At 37.2% G+C, this 18,895-nt stretch carries 9 protein-coding genes; 7 read left to right on the top strand and 2 right to left on the bottom strand.

All coding sequences use genetic code 11. The features are described 5' to 3' along the window. Window positions 1-36 precede the first annotated feature (36 nt). Window positions 37-5,667, top strand: coding sequence for a type I polyketide synthase (locus FJR04_RS22260; protein ID WP_168498914.1), 5,631 nt, complete (start codon window positions 37-39; stop codon window positions 5,665-5,667). Between the two features lie 41 nt (window positions 5,668-5,708). Next, entirely contained in the window at window positions 5,709-9,527 is a 3,819-nt protein-coding gene (locus FJR04_RS22255; protein WP_168498912.1) for a type I polyketide synthase, read from the top strand. Between the two features lie 15 nt (window positions 9,528-9,542). On the opposite strand, the gene FJR04_RS22250 is transcribed toward FJR04_RS22255, so the two are convergent. After that, window positions 9,543-10,979 (bottom strand): HAMP domain-containing sensor histidine kinase, encoded by a 1,437-nt coding sequence (locus tag FJR04_RS22250; RefSeq protein WP_168498910.1) that lies wholly within the window; start codon window positions 10,977-10,979, stop codon window positions 9,543-9,545. A gap of 691 nt (window positions 10,980-11,670) precedes the next feature. On the opposite strand from FJR04_RS22250, the gene FJR04_RS22245 reads away from it, so the two are divergent. Both FJR04_RS22245 and FJR04_RS22240 read left to right on the top strand, forming a co-directional pair. Beyond that, entirely contained in the window at window positions 11,671-12,123 is a 453-nt protein-coding gene (locus FJR04_RS22245; protein ID WP_168498908.1) for a BON domain-containing protein, read from the top strand. 230 nt (window positions 12,124-12,353) lie between these two features. Next, entirely contained in the window at window positions 12,354-14,375 is a 2,022-nt protein-coding gene (locus FJR04_RS22240) for an AarF/ABC1/UbiB kinase family protein (RefSeq protein ID WP_168498906.1), read from the top strand. A gap of 141 nt (window positions 14,376-14,516) precedes the next feature. On the opposite strand, the gene FJR04_RS22235 is transcribed toward FJR04_RS22240, so the two are convergent. Then, complete coding sequence (locus FJR04_RS22235) at window positions 14,517-15,188, bottom strand: S-layer homology domain-containing protein (protein WP_168498904.1); 672 nt, start codon at window positions 15,186-15,188, stop codon at window positions 14,517-14,519. A 337-nt stretch (window positions 15,189-15,525) separates the two neighbouring features. On the opposite strand from FJR04_RS22235, the gene rpiA reads away from it, so the two are divergent. The 3 genes from rpiA (at window position 15,526) to FJR04_RS22220 (ending at window position 18,852) form a co-directional block, all read left to right on the top strand. After that, the gene (gene rpiA, locus FJR04_RS22230; protein WP_168498902.1) at window positions 15,526-16,236 is read left to right on the top strand and encodes a ribose-5-phosphate isomerase RpiA; all 711 of its coding nucleotides are present in this window, start codon (window positions 15,526-15,528) and stop codon (window positions 16,234-16,236) included. Between the two features lie 297 nt (window positions 16,237-16,533). Continuing rightward, window positions 16,534-17,715, top strand: a complete 1,182-nt coding sequence (locus FJR04_RS22225; RefSeq protein WP_168498900.1) for an aldo/keto reductase — start codon at window positions 16,534-16,536, stop codon at window positions 17,713-17,715. Window positions 17,716-17,877: 162 nt separating this feature from the next. Continuing rightward, complete coding sequence (locus tag FJR04_RS22220) at window positions 17,878-18,852, top strand: cysteine synthase A (RefSeq protein ID WP_168498898.1); 975 nt, start codon at window positions 17,878-17,880, stop codon at window positions 18,850-18,852. The last annotated feature ends 43 nt before the right edge of the window (window positions 18,853-18,895 follow it).

Raw genomic sequence — 18,895 nt, 5'->3', positions numbered from 1 at the left:
TTTAAACAGTTGAAATTAACCAGTAAAAAAATAATTATGACAGAAAATTCTCAAAACATAGATTATAGAGTATTAATGGAAAATGCTCTCCTCCAATTAGAAAGCTTACAGTCTAAATTGGATAAATTAGAACAGCAGAAAAAAGAACCTATAGCAATTATTGGTATGGGTTGCAGACTTCCTGGTGGTGTTGATTCTCCTGATGCTTTTTGGCAGCTTTTAGAAAATGGAATAGATGGAATTAGCGAAGTTCCTCAAGATAGATGGAATATTGATCAATACTATAATTCTGATCCCCAAAATCCGGGAAAAATATCAACTCGTGACGGGGGATTCATTAATCAATCAGTTGATAGTTTTGATACTGATTTTTTCAGTATTTCTCCTAGAGAAGCTCTCAGTTTAGATCCCCAACAACGGTTATTATTAGAAGTTAGTTGGGAAGCTTTAGAAAATGCTCATCAAGTATCCCAAAAGCTATTTAATAGTTTAACTGGTGTCTTTGTGGGTATTAGTAGCAGTGATTATTCTCAGAGATTTATTGGTACTGAAAATATAGATGCTTATTTCGGCACGGGTAATGCTTTTAGTGCTGCGGTGGGCAGAATTTCCTATATTTTAGGATTAACTGGACCAAGTTTAGCAGTAGAAACCGCTTGTTCTTCTTCCTTGGTAGCGGTACATTTAGCAGTAGCGAGTTTACGACAGCGCGAGTGCAATATGGCTTTAGCTGGGGGTGTAAATTTGATGTTGACTCCCGATGTCACTATTACATTTTCCCAAGCAGGAATGTTAGCTCCTGACGGTCGTTGTAAGACATTTGATGCTAGTGCTAACGGCTATGTTCGTGGTGAAGGCTGTGGTGTAATTGTCCTGAAAAGATTATCAGATGCGATCGCTGACAATGATAATATTTTAGCAGTAATTCGTGGTAGTGCTGTTAACCAAGATGGACCCAGCGGCGGCTTAACAGTACCCAATGGACCATCACAAGAAGCAGTTATTCGCAAAGCCTTAACCAATGCAGGAGTCAAAGCTTCTCAAGTTAATTATATTGAAGCTCATGGTACAGGAACATCTTTAGGAGATCCTATTGAAATTGGAGCTTTAAGTGCAGTATTTACGAAAAATCATACTTCTGAAAAACCTTTATTTATTGGTTCTGCAAAAACAAATATTGGCCATTTGGAAGCAGCAGCAGGGATAGCTGGATTGATAAAAGTTGTTTTGCAATTACAACACCAAAAAATTGCCCCTCATTTGCATTTTACTAAACCAAATCCTTATATAAATTGGCAAGATTTGCCCGTTGTAATTCCCACAAAAGCAACTCCTTGGAAATTAACAGGAAAAACGCGAATTGCGGGTGTGAGTTCTTTTGGATTTAGTGGCACAAATTCTCATGTAATTTTAGAATCAGCACCAGAACAATTAAAAATTAAAACTGAAGATATAACAAAACGTCCACTACATTTATTAACTCTTTCCGCAAAAACAGAAGCTGCTTTAATAGAATTAGTCAAATGTTACCAAAAGCATTTAGAAAATAATCCAGATTTAAGTTTAGCTGACATTTGCTATACAGCTAATGTCGGCAGATCCCATTTTCAACATAGATTAAGTTGCGTAGCATCAAATAAACAAGAACTAATTACTCAACTTAGTAATATTCAAGATGAAAATACCATTAGAGGCTTTTCTCGACGAGTTCCCAAAATCGCTTTTTTATGCACAGGACAAGGTTCGCAATATGTGGGAATGGGAAAATCACTATATGAAACTCAACCAATATTTAGAAAAACTATAGAAGAATGTAATCGAATACTCAATCAATATTTAGAAAAACCACTAATAGAAATCCTGTACACAGAAACAAACTTAATTAATCAAACAGCCTATACTCAACCTGCCTTATTTGCCATAGAATATGCCTTAGCACAAATGTGGCAATCTTGGGGAATTAAACCAGATATAGTTATAGGTCATAGTGTAGGTGAATATGTCGCCGCTTGTCTAGCTGGAATATTCAGTTTAGAAGACGGATTAAAACTAATTGCCTATCGTGGTAAACTCATGCAGCAGCTACCAACGGGAGGAGAAATGGTAGCCATTATTGCCACAGCAGCACAAATTCAACCAATTATTGCCCCATATAAACAACTAAGTATTGCTGCTTACAACACACCAAATAGCATTGTTATCTCTGGAGAAAAAGCAGCTATTAGAGAAATTTGCAATCAACTAGAACAGCAAAACATTAAAACTAAATATTTAGAAGTATCTCATGCTTTTCATTCTCCTCTCATGTCACCAATGCTGGCAGAATTTGAGAAAATAGCTCAACAAATTACATACAATCAACCGAAAATTCCCCTAATTTCTAACCTAACTGGACAAAAAGCAGATGCTACTATTACTACTTCCAAATATTGGGTAAGTCATATTTCTCAACCAGTGAGATTTGCAGATAGTATCAACACTTTAATAGAATTAGGTTATGAAGTATTTCTAGAAATAGGACCCAAATCCACTTTATTAGGCATGGGTAGACAATGTATATCTGATCATATTGGAATATGGCTACCATCTCTCCGTCCAGGAACAGGAGAATGGCAACAAATATTGCAAACTTTAGGACAATTATATATTCAAGGTGCGGAAATTGACTGGTTAGGATTTGACGCAGATTATCAACGTCAAAAAATCCAACTTCCTACTTATCCCTTTCAAAGACAAAAATACTGGGTAGAACCAAACGCCACAAACCTAGTCAGAAAAACCAACCAACAGCCACTTATTGGAGAACGTCTTCGTCTACCATTTTCTCCACAAATTAGATTTGAATCCCAAATTAGTATTAACTCACCTGCACACCAAGAACATCATCGTATCTTTGGTATTAATATTATTGCCGCAGCTTCACATATAGCCCTAACTCTCCTAGCAGTAAAACAAGGATTGGGAACTGCAAATTGTACAATAGAAGAGTTATTTTTTCAAAAAGCTGCTGTTATCCCAGAAGATAAAAATCGCATTTTACAAATAGTTATAGAACCAGAAAATCAAAATCAAAGACAGTTTCAAATTATTAGTCTAGAACATGGAAAAGAAAATCAAGAAACAGATACAGCTTGGGTAAATCACGTTACTGGTTTATTGAGAATAGAACAGGAAATAGAGAAAACAATTATTTCCAATCAAGAAGTAGAAAATATTCAAAAAAGATGCTCACAAATAGTTCCCGGCAAGCAATTTTACGACGAACTATACACAGCCGGATATACACTAGGAACAGCATTCCAATGGATAGGTAAAGCTTGGCAAGGTAAGGGAGAAGCACTCGGACAAATGGAACTCCCAGAAATACCAGATACAATCAATGATTATCAACTTTATCCTGGTTTGATTGATTCCTGTTTTCAAGTTTTAGGAATGTGTCAAGGATTAGTAGATGAATTGGATCATATAGATAAATATAACTTTATTTATATTCCCTTCCATATTGAAAAGTTTCAATTCTTCCAAAAACCAAAAAGCAGTAATTTATGGTGTCATGCTCGCATAATAACTCAAAATAAGGAAGGAAGTCTCATTGGTGATCTTCTCATCTTTGATAACCAGGGAGAAATCATTGCCAAAATCACCAACTTTGAAGCCAGAAAAGCCTCCCGTGAAGTCTTGCGTCGCAGTCTGCAACCTAATCTTAGTGATTGGTATTATCAGGTAGAATGGCAAAGAATAGGTGACAGGGAACAGGTGACAGGTGACAGAAAGAAGAGGGAAGACGGGAAGACGGGAGAAATAATAGAAACTTCTTCTACACTGTCACCTGTCAACTATCACCTGTCCCCTTCTTCTTTGTTGATTTTTGCACCTAGTCATAATATGGGCGCAGAAATAACTCACAAATTAGAAAAGCAAGGATATCAATCTATTGTTGTTTATCCAGGAGAAAATTATCAGAAATTAAATCAAAATCATTATCAAATATGTCCTAGCAAACCCGCAGATTTTGAAAAGTTACTTCAAGAAATATCCTCAACACAAAAATTAGATAGTGTAGTTCATTTATGGAGTTTGCAAACAACAACAGAATCATTGACAAATGCTCAGGCTCTTAGTTGTGGAAGTGTGCTGCATTTGGTGCAAGCAATGGTGGCAAATTCAGAAACCAAACTTTCTCAACTTTGCTTAGTAACTCAGGGTGTACACCAAATTGATCATGATCAAGAACCTGTACAAGTGCAACAAGCACCATTATGGGGTTTAGGAAAAGTTGTTGCTTTAGAACATCCTGAATTTAATTGTCGTTGTTTAGATTTAGAAATAGGAATAAAATCAGCAGAAGTGGCAAATATCATCTTTGATGAAATTACTGATGTTGATATAGAAAACCAGATTGCGTATCGTCAAGGTGTGCGTCAGGTAATGCGTTTAGGTTCTGGGAAAATTACTAATCAAACTGCAATTAATATTGATAGTGAGAGTAGTTATTTAATTACTGGTGGTTTGGGAGCTTTAGGACTTTCCGTAGCGCAGTGGTTAGGAGAAAAAGGTGCGAGACATTTAGTATTAATGGGCAGAAATGAACCTTCCCAAAATGCTCAAATTAAGATTACTGAATTAGAGACTTTAGGGATACAGGTTTCTGTCCGCTTGGGAGATATTTCTCAACCCCAAGATGTAGAAGCCATTATTGAGCAAATTGAGGCATCTGGGAAGCCCTTAAAAGGTGTCATTCATGGGGCGGGAATGTTGGATGATGGAATGTTGCGACAAATTACTTGGGAGCGGTTTTCTAGGGTGATGCAGCCGAAGGTAGAGGGGGCTTGGAATTTACATCAATTTACTAAGCATTTACCTTTAGATTTCTTTGTTTGTTTTTCTTCCATAGCGTCTTTACTGGGTTCTCCTGGACAAGGGAACTATGCCGCAGCAAATGCGTTTATGGATGCCTTGGTTTATCACCGTCAAGCATTAGGATTACCGGGTTTAAGTGTGAATTGGGGACCTTGGAATGATGGTGGTATGGCTGCACGTTTAGGAGATCAATATCAACAGCGGTTACAATCTCAAGGGATTACTTCTATTTCTCCTGAGATTGGTTTTCAAGCTTTGGCTGATTTGTTATCTACACAATCTCCCCAAGTTGGTGTTTTCTCTATTAATTGGTCACAATGGTTAGTAAATCAGCCACAATATCAAAAATTGCCATTCTTAGCCAAATATCGAGAACTAAATCAGGCAGAATTAACTTCTCAATCAGAATTTCTCCAAGAATTAGAAGCAGCTATCCCTAGTGAACGCAGAGCCATGTTAGAAGCTCATATCAGCCGCCAAGTAGCTGGAGTTTTAGGTTTAAGTCAATCTAGGAAAATTGGTTTAGAAGAAGGGTTTTTTGATTTAGGAATGGATTCTCTCACTTCTGTAGATTTGAGAAATCGTTTACAAGTGAGTTTAGGATGTTCTATACCCTCAACAGGTGCTTTTGATTATCCCACAATTGGGGATATGGTAAATTACTTAATTCAGGATATTTTGGAAATTAATTTTTCAGAAATAGAACCAGAAAATGTTCAAGAAATAGAAAACATTAATCAAGAATTAGAAGATTTATCAGAAGAGGAAATTGCCTCATTGTTAGCAGCAGAACTCAACGGTTTGTAAATTACATTAACAAAAAAATCCAATAGATATATCTTAAAAAAATGAACCAACCCAAAATTGATAACGCCGCATTAATGAAAAAAGCTTTGGTAGAATTACGCGAAACCAAAGCCAAATTACAATCTTTAGAAAAAGCTAAAATTGAACCAATTGCTATTATTGGTATGGGTTGTAGGTTTCCCGGTGGTGCTGACAATCCTGAAGACTTTTGGCAACTTTTGAAAAATGGTGTAGATGCTATTACCGAAGTTCCTCAAGATAGATGGAATATTGATGATTATTATGATCCTGAGAAAGAAACACCGGGAAAAATGTACACTCGTTATGGTGCATTTGTTGATAAATTAAAAGAATTTGATCCTAGTTTTTTTTCTATTTCTCCACGCGAAGCACGAGCTTTAGATCCTCAACATCGGTTAATTTTAGAAGTCAGTTGGGAAGCTTTGGAAAATGCTGCTCTCAATCCTCAAAAGTTAGCTAAAACTCAAACTGGTGTATTTGTTGGTATTTGTAGTAGTGATTATTATCAACTGCTATTAACTCAAGAGGAAATAGAAATTGATTCTTATTTTGGTACTGGCAATTCTCATAGTAGTGCAGTTGGTAGACTCTCTTATATTCTCGGTTTACAAGGTCCAAGTTTAGCAGTAGATACGGCTTGTTCTTCTTCTTTAGTAACAGTGCATTTGGCTTGTTCTAGTCTGCGTAATCATGAAAGTGATGTAGCGATCGCCGGAGGAGTTAACCGACTAATTACACCAGAGGTAAGTATTAACTTTTCCAAAGCCCGGATGTTATCTGCTGATGGTCGTTGTAAGACTTTTGATGTTAGTGCAGATGGTTATGTTCGCGGTGAAGGATGTGGAATTATTGTTTTGAAAAGATTGTCGGATGCGATCGCCAATAATGATAATATTTTAGCAGTAATTCGCGGTAGTGCTGTTAACCAAGATGGTCATACCAGCGGTTTAACAGTACCCAGTGGACCTTCTCAACAAGCGGTAATTCGTAAAGCTTTAGAAAATGGTGGAGTCAGTCCAGAAGCAGTTAGTTATATTGAAGCTCATGGTACAGGAACATCTTTAGGAGATCCAATTGAAGTTGGTTCTTTAGGTGCGGTATTTGGGAAAAATCATTCTTCACAAAACCCCTTGATGTTAGGTTCAGTGAAAACTAATATCGGACATTTAGAAGGTGCTGCTGGTATTGCTGGTTTAATCAAAGTAGTCTTGCAATTACAACATCAAGAAATAGCACCACATTTGCATTTTCACCAACCCAGTTCTTATATTAATTGGGAAGAATTACCTGTAGTTATTCCAACTACAGCTATTCCTTGGCAAATAGAAGGGAAAAATCGTATTGCAGGTGTGAGTTCTTTTAGTTTTAGTGGTACTAATGCCCATATAGTTTTAGAGGAAGCACCAGAACAATTAAAAAATGAAGATTTACTAGAACGTCCACTACATTTATTAACTCTTTCTGCAAAAACAGAAAAGGCTTTAGAAAAATTAGTTAACCGTTATCAAGAACACTTAGAAAAAAATCCCGAAATAGCAATAGCAGATATATGTTATACAGCTAATATTGGACGCGCTCATTTTAATTATCGGTTAGCAGTTGTTGTCAACAATAAAAAAGAATTAGCAGCCAAACTCCAACAATTTTCACTGCAAGAAGAAATAGCAGGAATTTTCCAAAAACAACTTCCTAGTAATGCTGGGATACCCAAAGTAGCTTTTCTGTTTACCGGACAAGGTTCTCAATATATAAATATGGGAAAACAACTATATGAAACCCAGCTTGTTTTCCGGAAAACTTTGGATGAATGTGATCAAATTCTGCGGAATTATCTGGAAAAATCTTTATTAGAAATTCTCTACCCAGAAACAGAAAACAACCCTCTGCTTAACCAAACAGCTTACACTCAACCTGCTATTTTTGCAATTGAATATGCCCTTGTTCAACTATGGAAATCCTGGGGAATTAAACCCGATATAGTTATGGGTCATAGTGTGGGTGAATATGTAGCTGCTTGTGTAGCCGGCATCTTTAATTTAGAAGACGGATTAAAATTAATTGCCAGTCGGGGAAAATTGATGCAACAGTTACCCCCTAATGGTGAAATGGTGTCTTTAATAGCTTCAGAATCTCAAGTAAGACAACTTTTAGAACCTGACATTAACCAAGTAAGTATTGCCGCTTTAAATGGACCAGAAAGTGTTGTTATTTCTGGTGATAAAGCAGCTATTGATGCTATTTGTAAAATTGCAGCAAATCAAGGCATTAAAACAACTCGTCTTCAAGTTTCTCATGCTTTTCATTCTCCATTAATGAACCCAATTTTAGAGGAGTTTGCCGAAATAGCATCCCAAGTTACCTATAATAATCCCCGAATTCCTATTATTTCTAATCTTACTGGAAAAAGGGCAGATGATCATATTACTAAACCTGAATATTGGGTACAACATATTGTTCAACCTGTGAGATTTGCTGATAGTATGCAAACCCTTCATGAACAAGAATATACAGTGTTTTTAGAAATTGGACCCAAGCCCATTTTAATCGGTATGGGTCGTCAATGTCTACCAGAAGATTTTGGTATTTGGTTGCCATCTTTACGTCCCCAACAACAAGATTGGCAACAAATTTTGCAAAGTTTAGGACAGTTATATATTCATGGAGTATCGGTAGACTGGTCAGGATTTGATAGTAATTATTCCCGTCGTAAGTTAGAATTACCAACTTATCCATTTGAACGCAAATCATATTGGCTAGAAGTTAATAATACCAAACAACAAAAAATCACATCTTCATCACCAGAAAATGGTATGAATACAAATGGTAATGGTTTAAATCCAACTGTTAACGGTAATGGTGTAAAATCTCCACAACCAACTATTCCTGTACCTACCAATATTAGTAGACAAACACAGAAAAAAGTCCCTGTAAATCTAGTACAGCAACAGTTAGAAGTAATGTCTCAACAGTTAGAAACTCTGAGAATTAATCGTCTACGTACTAAGGGAAATAATTACATTTCACCACAACCACAATCAATCACAAATCAGTTATCAAAAAGAGAAATTCCTAACTTAATTGCTTATCATAAACCCAGACATAATGCAAGTTTGCGTTTATTTTGTTTTCATGAATTAGGAGGATCTGCTTATATTTTCCGCGAATGGGCTGAAAATCTGCCTTCAGAAATTGAAATTGTCCCCATTGAATTACCTGGAAGAGAAGGAGATTCCCAAAATCAAGCCTTTACACAATTTGCCAATGTTATTCACTGTTTAGAGCAAATTATTCCGGCTTATTTAGATAAACCCTTTGCTTTTTGGGGTCAAAGTTTAGGAGCATTTATAGGTTTTGAATTAGCTCATTTACTACAGCAAAAATATGGTTTACAACCCCTACACTTTTTTGTCGGTGGGGCTTTAACTCCTCATGCTCTTGTCTCTAATTTACCAACTTTATCATCTTTGTCTCCAGAAGAAATACTCCATAAGTTTCTAGCTGTATCTGGAATTCCTCAATCTCTTCGTAGTGATGAATTTTTGATGGAGATTATATCAACTCGATTAAAACTAGATATCCAAATCTTATTAAGTTACAACCAACAATACTCTCAAGGAAAACCATTGAATTGTCCTCTTTCTGCTATTGGGGGACTGGAAGATAGTGAAATTACACCAGAGGAAATTTCACTTTGGAGTAAATACACTTTCAGTAACTTTAAACTACATCTAGTCCCTGGTAATCACGGCTCTTTTTTAAGCAATAACCTCACAATGGTTTGGAATACGATATCTGCGGGATTAATCGGTACAAATATGATCAAACATCAGGATTCATAAATACTTTCATGAATGTTAGATAGCTCTAACTTCTAAAGGTAAGAAAATTGTCAATACTTCACCATTTTGAGGGCGTTGACGGACAATTAACTTACCACCAATTGCTTGAAATAAATGCTTAGTTGCAGACATATTTAAACTAATTGTTCCTGTTTCTGGTTGGAACATTAATAATTGACCTAAAGATTTACGAATTGGTGGTGTTGTTGTGTAGCTTTTATCTTGACAATCAAACTGAGGTGATAATTGTAATTTTAGTTGATCACCAGCAGTCATTACTTGCACTTGTATACAACTACCAGGAGGTAAACTACGAGTAAAATTCTCTATTAAATTTGTGAGTACCCGATCTAACATAGCAGGATTACTAACTACTGTTGGTAGTTGTTTGGGTAACACCACATTTAGAGTTAAATTACGGCGATTTGCTGCTTGTTGCCAGCGAGGAATACTTTGCTGTAAAACTTCATCTAAACACATTGGTGTCAGTTGTGAATTAGCAAATTTCACAGGTTGTGATAAGTTTTCTAATTCTGCGGCTTTAAATAATAACTCCATCCGGTCAATTTGCTCAGTACATTCATGATCAATAACTTCTAAACGACTGATGACATTCGCTGGTAAATCCTGACGTTTTAATAGTAACCGTGTCATCATCCGAATTGTTGTCAACGGAGTCCGGACTTCATGAGCAAAGGCTTGCAATAATTCTACATCAGGACGAGATGAGGGTTTTGTCGGTGGAGTGGGTGAATAAACAGATGATGAATTATGTGTAACTGGATGACTTTCTCCGGATGTTAATTCTTGGAGTAATAACTGACTAAATTGAATTATAGTTTGATAATCTGGTGCAACTAGAGGATAATTTTGGACTTTAATATCCAAATCAGCAAATAATTCTGGATTAGTTAAAACTACCCTAGCGCCTAAAGACTGCCAAGCCTGTTGTACTACTTCTGGTTCAAAGGAAAACAAGAACTCTTTTTTACCATGCTTTTGTTCTGCTAAAACCAGCACTAATCTAAATTTATCTGTGAATACTAAACAAAATTGCTCCGCTGCTAGAGGATCAGCCGGTAATAAAGGTAATATAGATTCTTGGCAAGTGGTAGTATGGGTCGTAGTTGCTTCTGTATTTATATTCGTCCCCATTTCTGAGGGAATACGAAACGGCATTAATGCCAAAGGGTTAAAAGGTTTGGCTGTAAAAGTTACTGTTTGTAACTGCTGTGTTAGTTGTGGGTGACTAAATAAGGGTGCTGGTGCTGTTAATACCAAACCTTGAGTAGTATCAGATGAAGTCGTAGCTAAAGTTTTTAATAGCAAATTTTCTGTAGCCGCCAGGCTAACGCGCCATTGCTGTTCAGCTTTGGCAGAAGAACACTCAGCCATGTGAGATTGACTTGCAGATAAAACTTCCTTGAGACTTGGTAAAATCCATTCGTACACAGGTTTTCACCCCTTGATTGCTTCAGCAGCTAATGTTTGCTAGGGTAGATATTGCACTCTATATTTATGAGATTATAGTTATTAGTGTCCTAATGAAAGTGGTATAACCGAACCATTCAGGTGCAATTTCCTCTCTTGTTGAGATATTTTGAGGAAAGAGGAGGTAGGGGCGCAGGGTCTGCGCCCATTCAGGAGTTAAGAAGAAGGAAGAAAATTCCCCAGTCCAGGAAAAGATACGGCTGAGTCTCTATGGTGAAGAATATAGAGATAGTGGCTACCTGAGAAAATCAACGGATTATTAGTCTATAGCCATGAGTACAATTCATATAGACATCGCCGGAACAGTAGCATTGAGAATACCTACCTATGGAGCGTTTCTAAAAAGTTCTTGATAATGCAGCATATTTATAGCAACTGCTAAGGTGGCTAGGACATTAACTCATGATAAAACAAAGACACAAAAAAACTTTCCCGCCCTGTCACCTGCTATATATTCGGTTGATGTCTCATTGGCTCTTTTCAAGAATGGCGTTTTAATTTAGTTATTGGAAAGTTGTCTTATTGTCAGTTATCTGGGTGTTTGATTTATGACTTTTGGGTGTAGCAATTTAATTCTTTTTTTTAAGATTTGCTCCTCAGCATCACTCACAGTAAAATCCATTACCTCAAGCACTCAATTTTGGAGATAAACATGAAAAAGCTAATTCCCTTTTTATTTAGTAGCGTTTTGGTAGTTGGTATGGTTGGTTGTCAAGAACCACCAAAGACTGGTTCTGAGACTACGGGTACTAATGAAACTCTTTCTGTGCCGGCAAAACCAGCTTCTGATATTACGCAGGTTACTGCAACACCGACTGCAACACCGACTGCAACTCCAACTGCAACACCGACTACAACACCGACTGCAACTCCGACTGCAACTCCGATGTCGACAATGGACTTAAAAACCGAAGTTAGTAAGAAGCTGAAAGAGGGTTTACCAGGAAATAATTTGTCAGTAGTCAATAAAGATGGTGAGATTACCCTGACAGGAACAGCAACTTCTAAGGAAGAAATCGTACAGGCTGAAACTTTGATCAAGGAAGTAGTAGGCGTAAAAACTGTCAAGGTAGAAGCTAAGGTGAAGACTGATAAAAAGCCGTAGTTAAACTATTTTATACCATTTGGAATTTTGAATTGGCTTGGCAATTATCTATTTTTCAAATTGGTATAACTTCAGATTAAAATCTTTACAGGGCTTACTGCTGTAAGCCCCTGTTTCTTGCTGATTTTATTCATCTGTTAAATTTTCCCTGATTTAGTGTTGAATATATCCTAAAAAGACAAGATATTGTTACAATATTTAACAACGTTGATTTAACTGGTGGCTTCTTCATGATGGTTAAGACACTTCCCCCTAGTTCTCGAACAAGTCAGGAGGACAGTCGCGGAGGCGAATTGTCCGTGATTGAAGTAGTAGCGGAAAAAGGTACACAGACTTTAGTAATCAAATCGGCGGAAGTCTCTAAACAGCCAAGACATCAGGCGCGGGTGACAGCAGGATCTGAACCTGAGACGGTGCTTTATGATCCGGTAGAAATACAAGAACAGTATCGTGGGCGATTTCTGCAAGTTTTAAGGCGAATTGTGACGGTTTTGAAACCAACTCTTTCCTTTGCATTTGGGTTGTGGTGGGACAAGCAATGGGGAATTTTGGTTAAAAATGAACGTCGTCGAGCCATTCAACTCAGAGAATTATTAACAAAGTTGGGACCTGCTTACATTAAAATTGGTCAGGCTTTATCTACTAGGCCAGATTTAGTACCACCAACTTACTTAGAAGAGTTAACTAGACTCCAAGATCAATTACCAGCTTTTCCGAATGAGATAGCTTACCAGTTTATTGAAGAAGAGCTAGGAGCGCCACCGACAGAGATTTATGCAGAATTGTCTGCTCAACCGATTGCGGCGGCTTCTTTGGGACAGGTATATAGAGGAAAATTAAAAACTGGTGAAGAAGTAGCGATTAAGGTACAGCGCCCAGATTTACGGGAACGAATTACTATAGATTTGTATATTTTACGGAAATTAGCTGGTTGGGTTCAGCGCCAAGTGAAACGGGTACGTAGTGATTTAGTTGGGATTTTGGATGAGTTGGGCGATCGCATTTTTGAAGAAATGGATTATATTCATGAAGGCGAAAATGCAGAACGCTTTTTTGAATTATATGGTCACATGAAGGATATTTATGTACCAAAAATTTACTGGGAATACACCAACCGTCGCGTTTTAACGATGGAGTGGATTAACGGGATCAAATTAACTCAACCAGAAAAAATTACCGCTTTGGGAATCAATGCCCGGTATTTAATTGAGGTTGGTGTACAGTGTTCTCTGCGTCAATTATTAGAACATGGATTTTTTCACGCTGATCCTCATCCAGGTAACTTATTAGCGACGATGGATGGTAAATTAGCTTATCTCGATTTTGGGATGATGAGCGAAGTTAAACCAGCCCAACGTTATGGTTTAATTGAAGCGATCGTTCACGTTGTTAATCGGGAATTTGATAGTTTAGCCAAAGACTATGTAAAGTTAGAATTTCTCACCCCAGAAACAGACCTTACCCCCATCATTCCTGCTTTTGCAAAAGTATTTGCTAATGCTCAAGGTGCAAGTGTAGCGGATTTGAATATTAAAAGCATTACCGATGATTTATCAGCTTTAATGTATGAATATCCTTTCCGTGTTCCACCATATTACGCTTTAATTATTCGTTCTCTTGTCACCTTAGAAGGGATTGCAATTTATATAGATCCCAATTTTAAGGTTCTCAGTGAAGCCTATCCTTATGTTGCGAAAAGGCTATTAACAGATCCCGCTGATGAGTTAAGAACATCATTACAAGAATTACTGTTTAAAGATGGTAAATTCCGCTGGAATCGTTTGGAAAACTTGTTAAAAAATGCCCGTAGTAACCAAGAATATGATCTGAATTTAGTTGTTAATCAAGGTGTAGAATTTCTCTCTTCTGAACGGGGTTCATTTATTCGTGAGAGATTAGTTGATGAATTTTTCAATAGTGTAGATGCAGTTAGTAAAAATGCTTTGCATAATTTGACATACATCCTCCGAGAAAGGATAGGATTAACAGCCGTAAATCAAATCCCATCAGCAACAGTTGAACAACAACAAACTTTAGAATATATTAAACGTATTGCTGGTATTTTGAGAGAAACTAAAGGGTTTGATGCGACAAAATTAGCGCCTCAATTAGCCCAAATAATTGTTAATCCAGGAGTCCAGCTTTTAGGTCAACAAATTGCTAGTCGTGTGACGCAAAAAGCTATGACTCGCATAATTCGGGAATTATTAGCGTCTGATGAAAATGTGAAATCAGAAATTACTAAAAACTAACCCTGGCGAATATAATTCACGGCTACACAGACAAAACCCACCTCCGTGGGTTGGGAACTATTGATTTTTAAATTTTAGTCCATGTAGTAGGCTCTATTATATTCGCCCAAAACTATTAGTAAGTCTCAATTAAAAATCATCTCAAAATGGATTAATCTTGGGAACTACAGGAGTTACTGATTGCGGCTTTTGTCGTTGCAAATATTTACTCAATACATAAGCTAAATCGCCTCGTGTCATGGGACGGAGTGGGTAGATATTACCTTGTGTATCCATATTAATAAATTCCTCAGCGACTACTGTAGCGATCGCCTTTCTCGCCCAATCAGGTATATTTTTTGCATCTGGATGTGGTGCAAGAATTTCATTCACGGTATTATCAGGAAATTGAAAAACCCCATAAGCTTGAGCAAAAATTGCTAAACCTTCCGCCCTAGTTACCCTTTGATTGGGGAAAAACATATTTCCCCGATAACCCTTCATAATATCTGTTTTTAAAACTACTTGAATATCTTGATACGCCCAATGAGAACGAGGAACATCAGGTATAAATACAGAGTTTTTCTTTTGAGTAATTGGCCGTTTATCCAAATAGAATGCCTTTACCAAAATTGACGCTAATTCGGCCCGACTAATTAACCTTTCTGCATAAAATTGACCATCAGGCAAATTATCCATTAACTTAGAATCAATCACCTTTTGTATATACTCTGAACTTGTCTGAGGTATTGTTTCCGATGATTGTTCCTGTGCCAAAAGAGGAGATGTTTGCAGTAATGTTATTAATGTCAATGTACTGAGTAATTTTTTCATGTTGACGATTATTTTATAATTGCATTTCTAATCTTGACGTTGATTTTATAGTTAAAGTTGCTAATTTCTTAGATAACTTAGTTACTATAATTTCATGGTATAATTCAAAAAAATGGTGTTGCTGATTAAGAGTATGATTTTGTTTCACGCAGAGGCGCAGAGTCTACAGAGAGTAAGAGTTTGAAATCATTGATTTTTGAATTTCATACCCTAATTCAGCAACGCCAAAAAAATTATATTTACTATCTGATCAATTACCCATTACCCATTACCAATTTTGTAGTATAGTCGGCTGTGACAGTATCTTCCATACAATTAATTTTTCAGGAGTTAAAGAATGTCAATCCCCGCAGATCCAGTTAAATTGATGAAGCAAGAAGTTGGTAAAGCCGCCGCCAATTTGGTAAAATCCGGTTCAATAGTTGGTTTGGGTACAGGTTCAACCACAGCTTACACAATTCAGTATTTAGGAGAACGTCTCCAATCAGGAGAACTCAAAGATATTGTCGGTATCCCCACCTCATTTCAATCAGAAGTTTTAGCAAAAGAGTATGGCGTTCCTCTTACCACTTTAGACGCTGTAGACCATATTGATATTGCCATAGATGGAGCAGATGAAGTAGACCCCTACAAAAACTTGATTAAAGGTGGTGGTGCAGCACATACCCGCGAAAAAGTTGTAGATTACCTAGCCGCTCAATTTATTGTTGTCGTTGATAGCGGTAAGTTAGTAGACAAACTGGGTTCTGTGTTTGCTGTCCCTGTAGAAGTCATTCCCATGGCACTTACCCCCGTTACTAATGCCATTAAAGCCCTTGGTGGTAAGCCAGAACTGCGTATGGGTGTAAGAAAAGCTGGACCAGTCATCACTGACCAAGGTAACATGGTTTTAGATGTCACATTTGATAATATTGATGACCCTGCAAACCTAGAAAAAACCCTGAATAACATTCCCGGTGTTCTCGAAAATGGTATTTTCGTTAATTGTGCAGATGTCGTTCTTGTGGGTGAAGTTATTGACGGTAAACCAGTAGTACGACAACTTTAAATTCTCACCTCATCCCATCAGTTCCTAGTTAGGGAAAAAGGGATAAGTGAGAGGAAGAAAATGAAGATTAATTACCCTCTTTACTAATTACCTTTTTCCCAGCTTATAGCATTTCTCAGTCTAACGAGGTACAAATTCATCTGCGTTAATCTGCGTTTATCCTCTTCCATCTGCGGTTAATTCTTGCTACTTGTACCTCACTAAAATGGGAATTGCTATATATCAAATTAAAATGAAGCTGCATAGACACAGATAAATAATTGTCAATTATCAATTCTCCATTGTCATAATTCACCGATGCTATATAGACGCTTTGGCCGAACAGAACTACAAATGCCCGTTTTTTCCTGCGGGGGAATGCGATATCAATATAAATGGCAAGATGTCGAACCTGAAGAAATTCCAACGGATAATCAAGAAAACTTAGAAGCGGTAATTCGTCGTTCATTAGAACTAGGAATTAATCACATTGAAACTGCACGAGGTTATGGAACATCGGAAATGCAATTAGGAAAAATTCTGCCGCAGTTTCCCCGCGAAAACTTAATTGTGCAAACTAAAGTTTCTCCTCATGCAGATTCTCAAGAATTCCGCAAGACGTTTGAGAAATCTTTGGCTTATCTGCAATTAGATTATGTTGATTTATTGGGTTTACATGGAATTAATAATGCGGAAACTTTAGATCATAGTATTCGTAAAGATGGTTGTTTAGAGGTTGCCAAACAGTTACAACTGGAGGGTAAAGTTCGATCTATTGGCTTTTCTACCCATGCGCCCACAGAGATAATTATAAAGACAATTAATACTAATCAATTCGACTATGTAAATTTGCATTGGTACTATATTAATCAATGGAATTGGCCTGCTATTGAAGCTGCTAATAAATTAGATATGGGTGTGTTTATTATTAGTCCAGCTAATAAAGGCGGGTTATTATATCAACCATCAGCGAAATTAGTTGATTTGTGTGCGCCTTTGAGTCCAATGGTGTTTAATGATTTATTTTGTTTAAGTCATTCCCAAGTACATACTTTGAGTATAGGGGCAGCTAAATCAACTGATTTTGATGAACATTTAAAGACTTTAGACTTGTTAGATAATGCAGCAGAAATTTTACCACCAATTATTTCTAGATTGGAGTCAGCAGCCATCAAAAATTTAGGAGAAGATTGGGTAAAAACCTGGGAAACCAATTTACCAACCTGGGAAGAAACGCCAGGAGGAGTAAATATAAGGGTGATTTTGTGGTTGTTAAATTTAGCTTTAGCCTATGACATGATCGAGTATGGAAAAATGCGCTATAACCTTTTAGGTAATGGTAGTTCTTGGTTTCCTGGTAATAAAGCTGATAAATTAGATGAATTAGATTTGCAAGAATGTTTATCTCGCAGTCCCCAAGCGGAAAAAATACCACAGATGTTAGCGAAAGCCCAGACAATGTTAGGTGGTGCAGAGGTAAAGCGGTTATCTCAAAGCTAAGGAAGAGAAACCCAGGACGGAATTAAAAATTAATAACGTAAGTTGCTAGTTAGGAAAATTGTCAGCCAGAAAAATGAACTGAGAAAGAGAGGCTTGAGCGATCGCACTCTTGTTGAGATTAAATGGCAAAATTTGATTGGGAAGAACTCAGGTAGATTCAACATGGATATCAAAAATGGATTTGTCGGGACAATTGGTAACACACCATTAATTCGCTTAAACAGTTTTAGTGAAGAAACAGGTTGTGAAATTTTAGCCAAAGCAGAATTTATGAACCCTGGTGGTTCTGTTAAAGATCGGGCTGCACTTTACATCATCGAAGATGCAGAAAAAAAAGGACTCCTGAAACCTGGTGGCACAGTAGTGGAAGGAACTGCGGGGAATACAGGGATTGGACTAGCGCATATATGCAATGCCAAAGGTTACAAATGCTTGATTATTATTCCCAATACCCAATCCCAAGAAAAAATAGATGCTTTGACTACCTTGGGTGCAGAAGTTCGTCCTATTCCTGCCGTACCTTACAAAGATCCGAATAATTACGTCAAATTATCTGGTAGAATTGCGGCGGAAATGGAAAACGCCATTTGGGCTAATCAGTTTGATAATTTAGCCAACCGTCTCGCCCATTATGAAACCACAGGTAGGGAGATTTGGCAACAGACCGACGGTAAAATAGATGGTTGGGTAGCAGCGACTGGTACGGGTGGTACTTATGCTGGTGTAGCCATGTACCTAAAAGAACAAAATCCGGCGGTTAAATGTATTGTTGCTGATCCTTTGGGTAGTGGACTATATAGCTATATCAAAACTGGTGAAATCAAAATTTCTGGTAATTCCATTACTGAAGGGATAGGTAATAGTCGGATTACGGCTAATATGGAAGGCGCACCTATTGATGATGCCATCCAAATTGATGATTCAGAAGCGTTGCGTGTTGTTTATCAACTATTAAGAAAAGATGGTTTATTAATGGGTGGTTCAACTGGAATTAATGTCGGTGCGGCTGTGGCTTTAGCTAAACAATTGGGACCAGGACATACTATTGTAACTATCTTGTGTGACAGTGGTTCTCGCTATCAATCACGGATATTTAATAGTGAATGGTTAGCCAGTAAAGGATTAGTGATCAATTAGGAGTTTTTTAGCGATCGCCACCCCATAGTGGCGATACTCAACA

The organism is Anabaena sp. UHCC 0204, assembly GCF_009711975.1.
Lineage (GTDB): Bacteria > Cyanobacteriota > Cyanobacteriia > Cyanobacteriales > Nostocaceae > Dolichospermum.
This window is presented reverse-complemented; position numbering and strand designations above follow the sequence as displayed.

Coding starts and splice junctions, on each gene's coding strand:
- FJR04_RS22260 (WP_168498914.1), top strand. CDS start 37: ATGACAGAAAATTCTCAAAACATAGATTATAGAGTATTAATGGAAAAT.
- FJR04_RS22255 (WP_168498912.1), top strand. CDS start 5,709: ATGAACCAACCCAAAATTGATAACGCCGCATTAATGAAAAAAGCTTTG.
- FJR04_RS22245 (WP_168498908.1), top strand. CDS start 11,671: ATGAAAAAGCTAATTCCCTTTTTATTTAGTAGCGTTTTGGTAGTTGGT.
- FJR04_RS22240 (WP_168498906.1), top strand. CDS start 12,354: ATGATGGTTAAGACACTTCCCCCTAGTTCTCGAACAAGTCAGGAGGAC.
- FJR04_RS22235 (WP_168498904.1), bottom strand. CDS start 15,188: ATGAAAAAATTACTCAGTACATTGACATTAATAACATTACTGCAAACA.
- rpiA (WP_168498902.1), top strand. CDS start 15,526: ATGTCAATCCCCGCAGATCCAGTTAAATTGATGAAGCAAGAAGTTGGT.
- FJR04_RS22225 (WP_168498900.1), top strand. CDS start 16,534: ATGCTATATAGACGCTTTGGCCGAACAGAACTACAAATGCCCGTTTTT.
- FJR04_RS22220 (WP_168498898.1), top strand. CDS start 17,878: ATGGATATCAAAAATGGATTTGTCGGGACAATTGGTAACACACCATTA.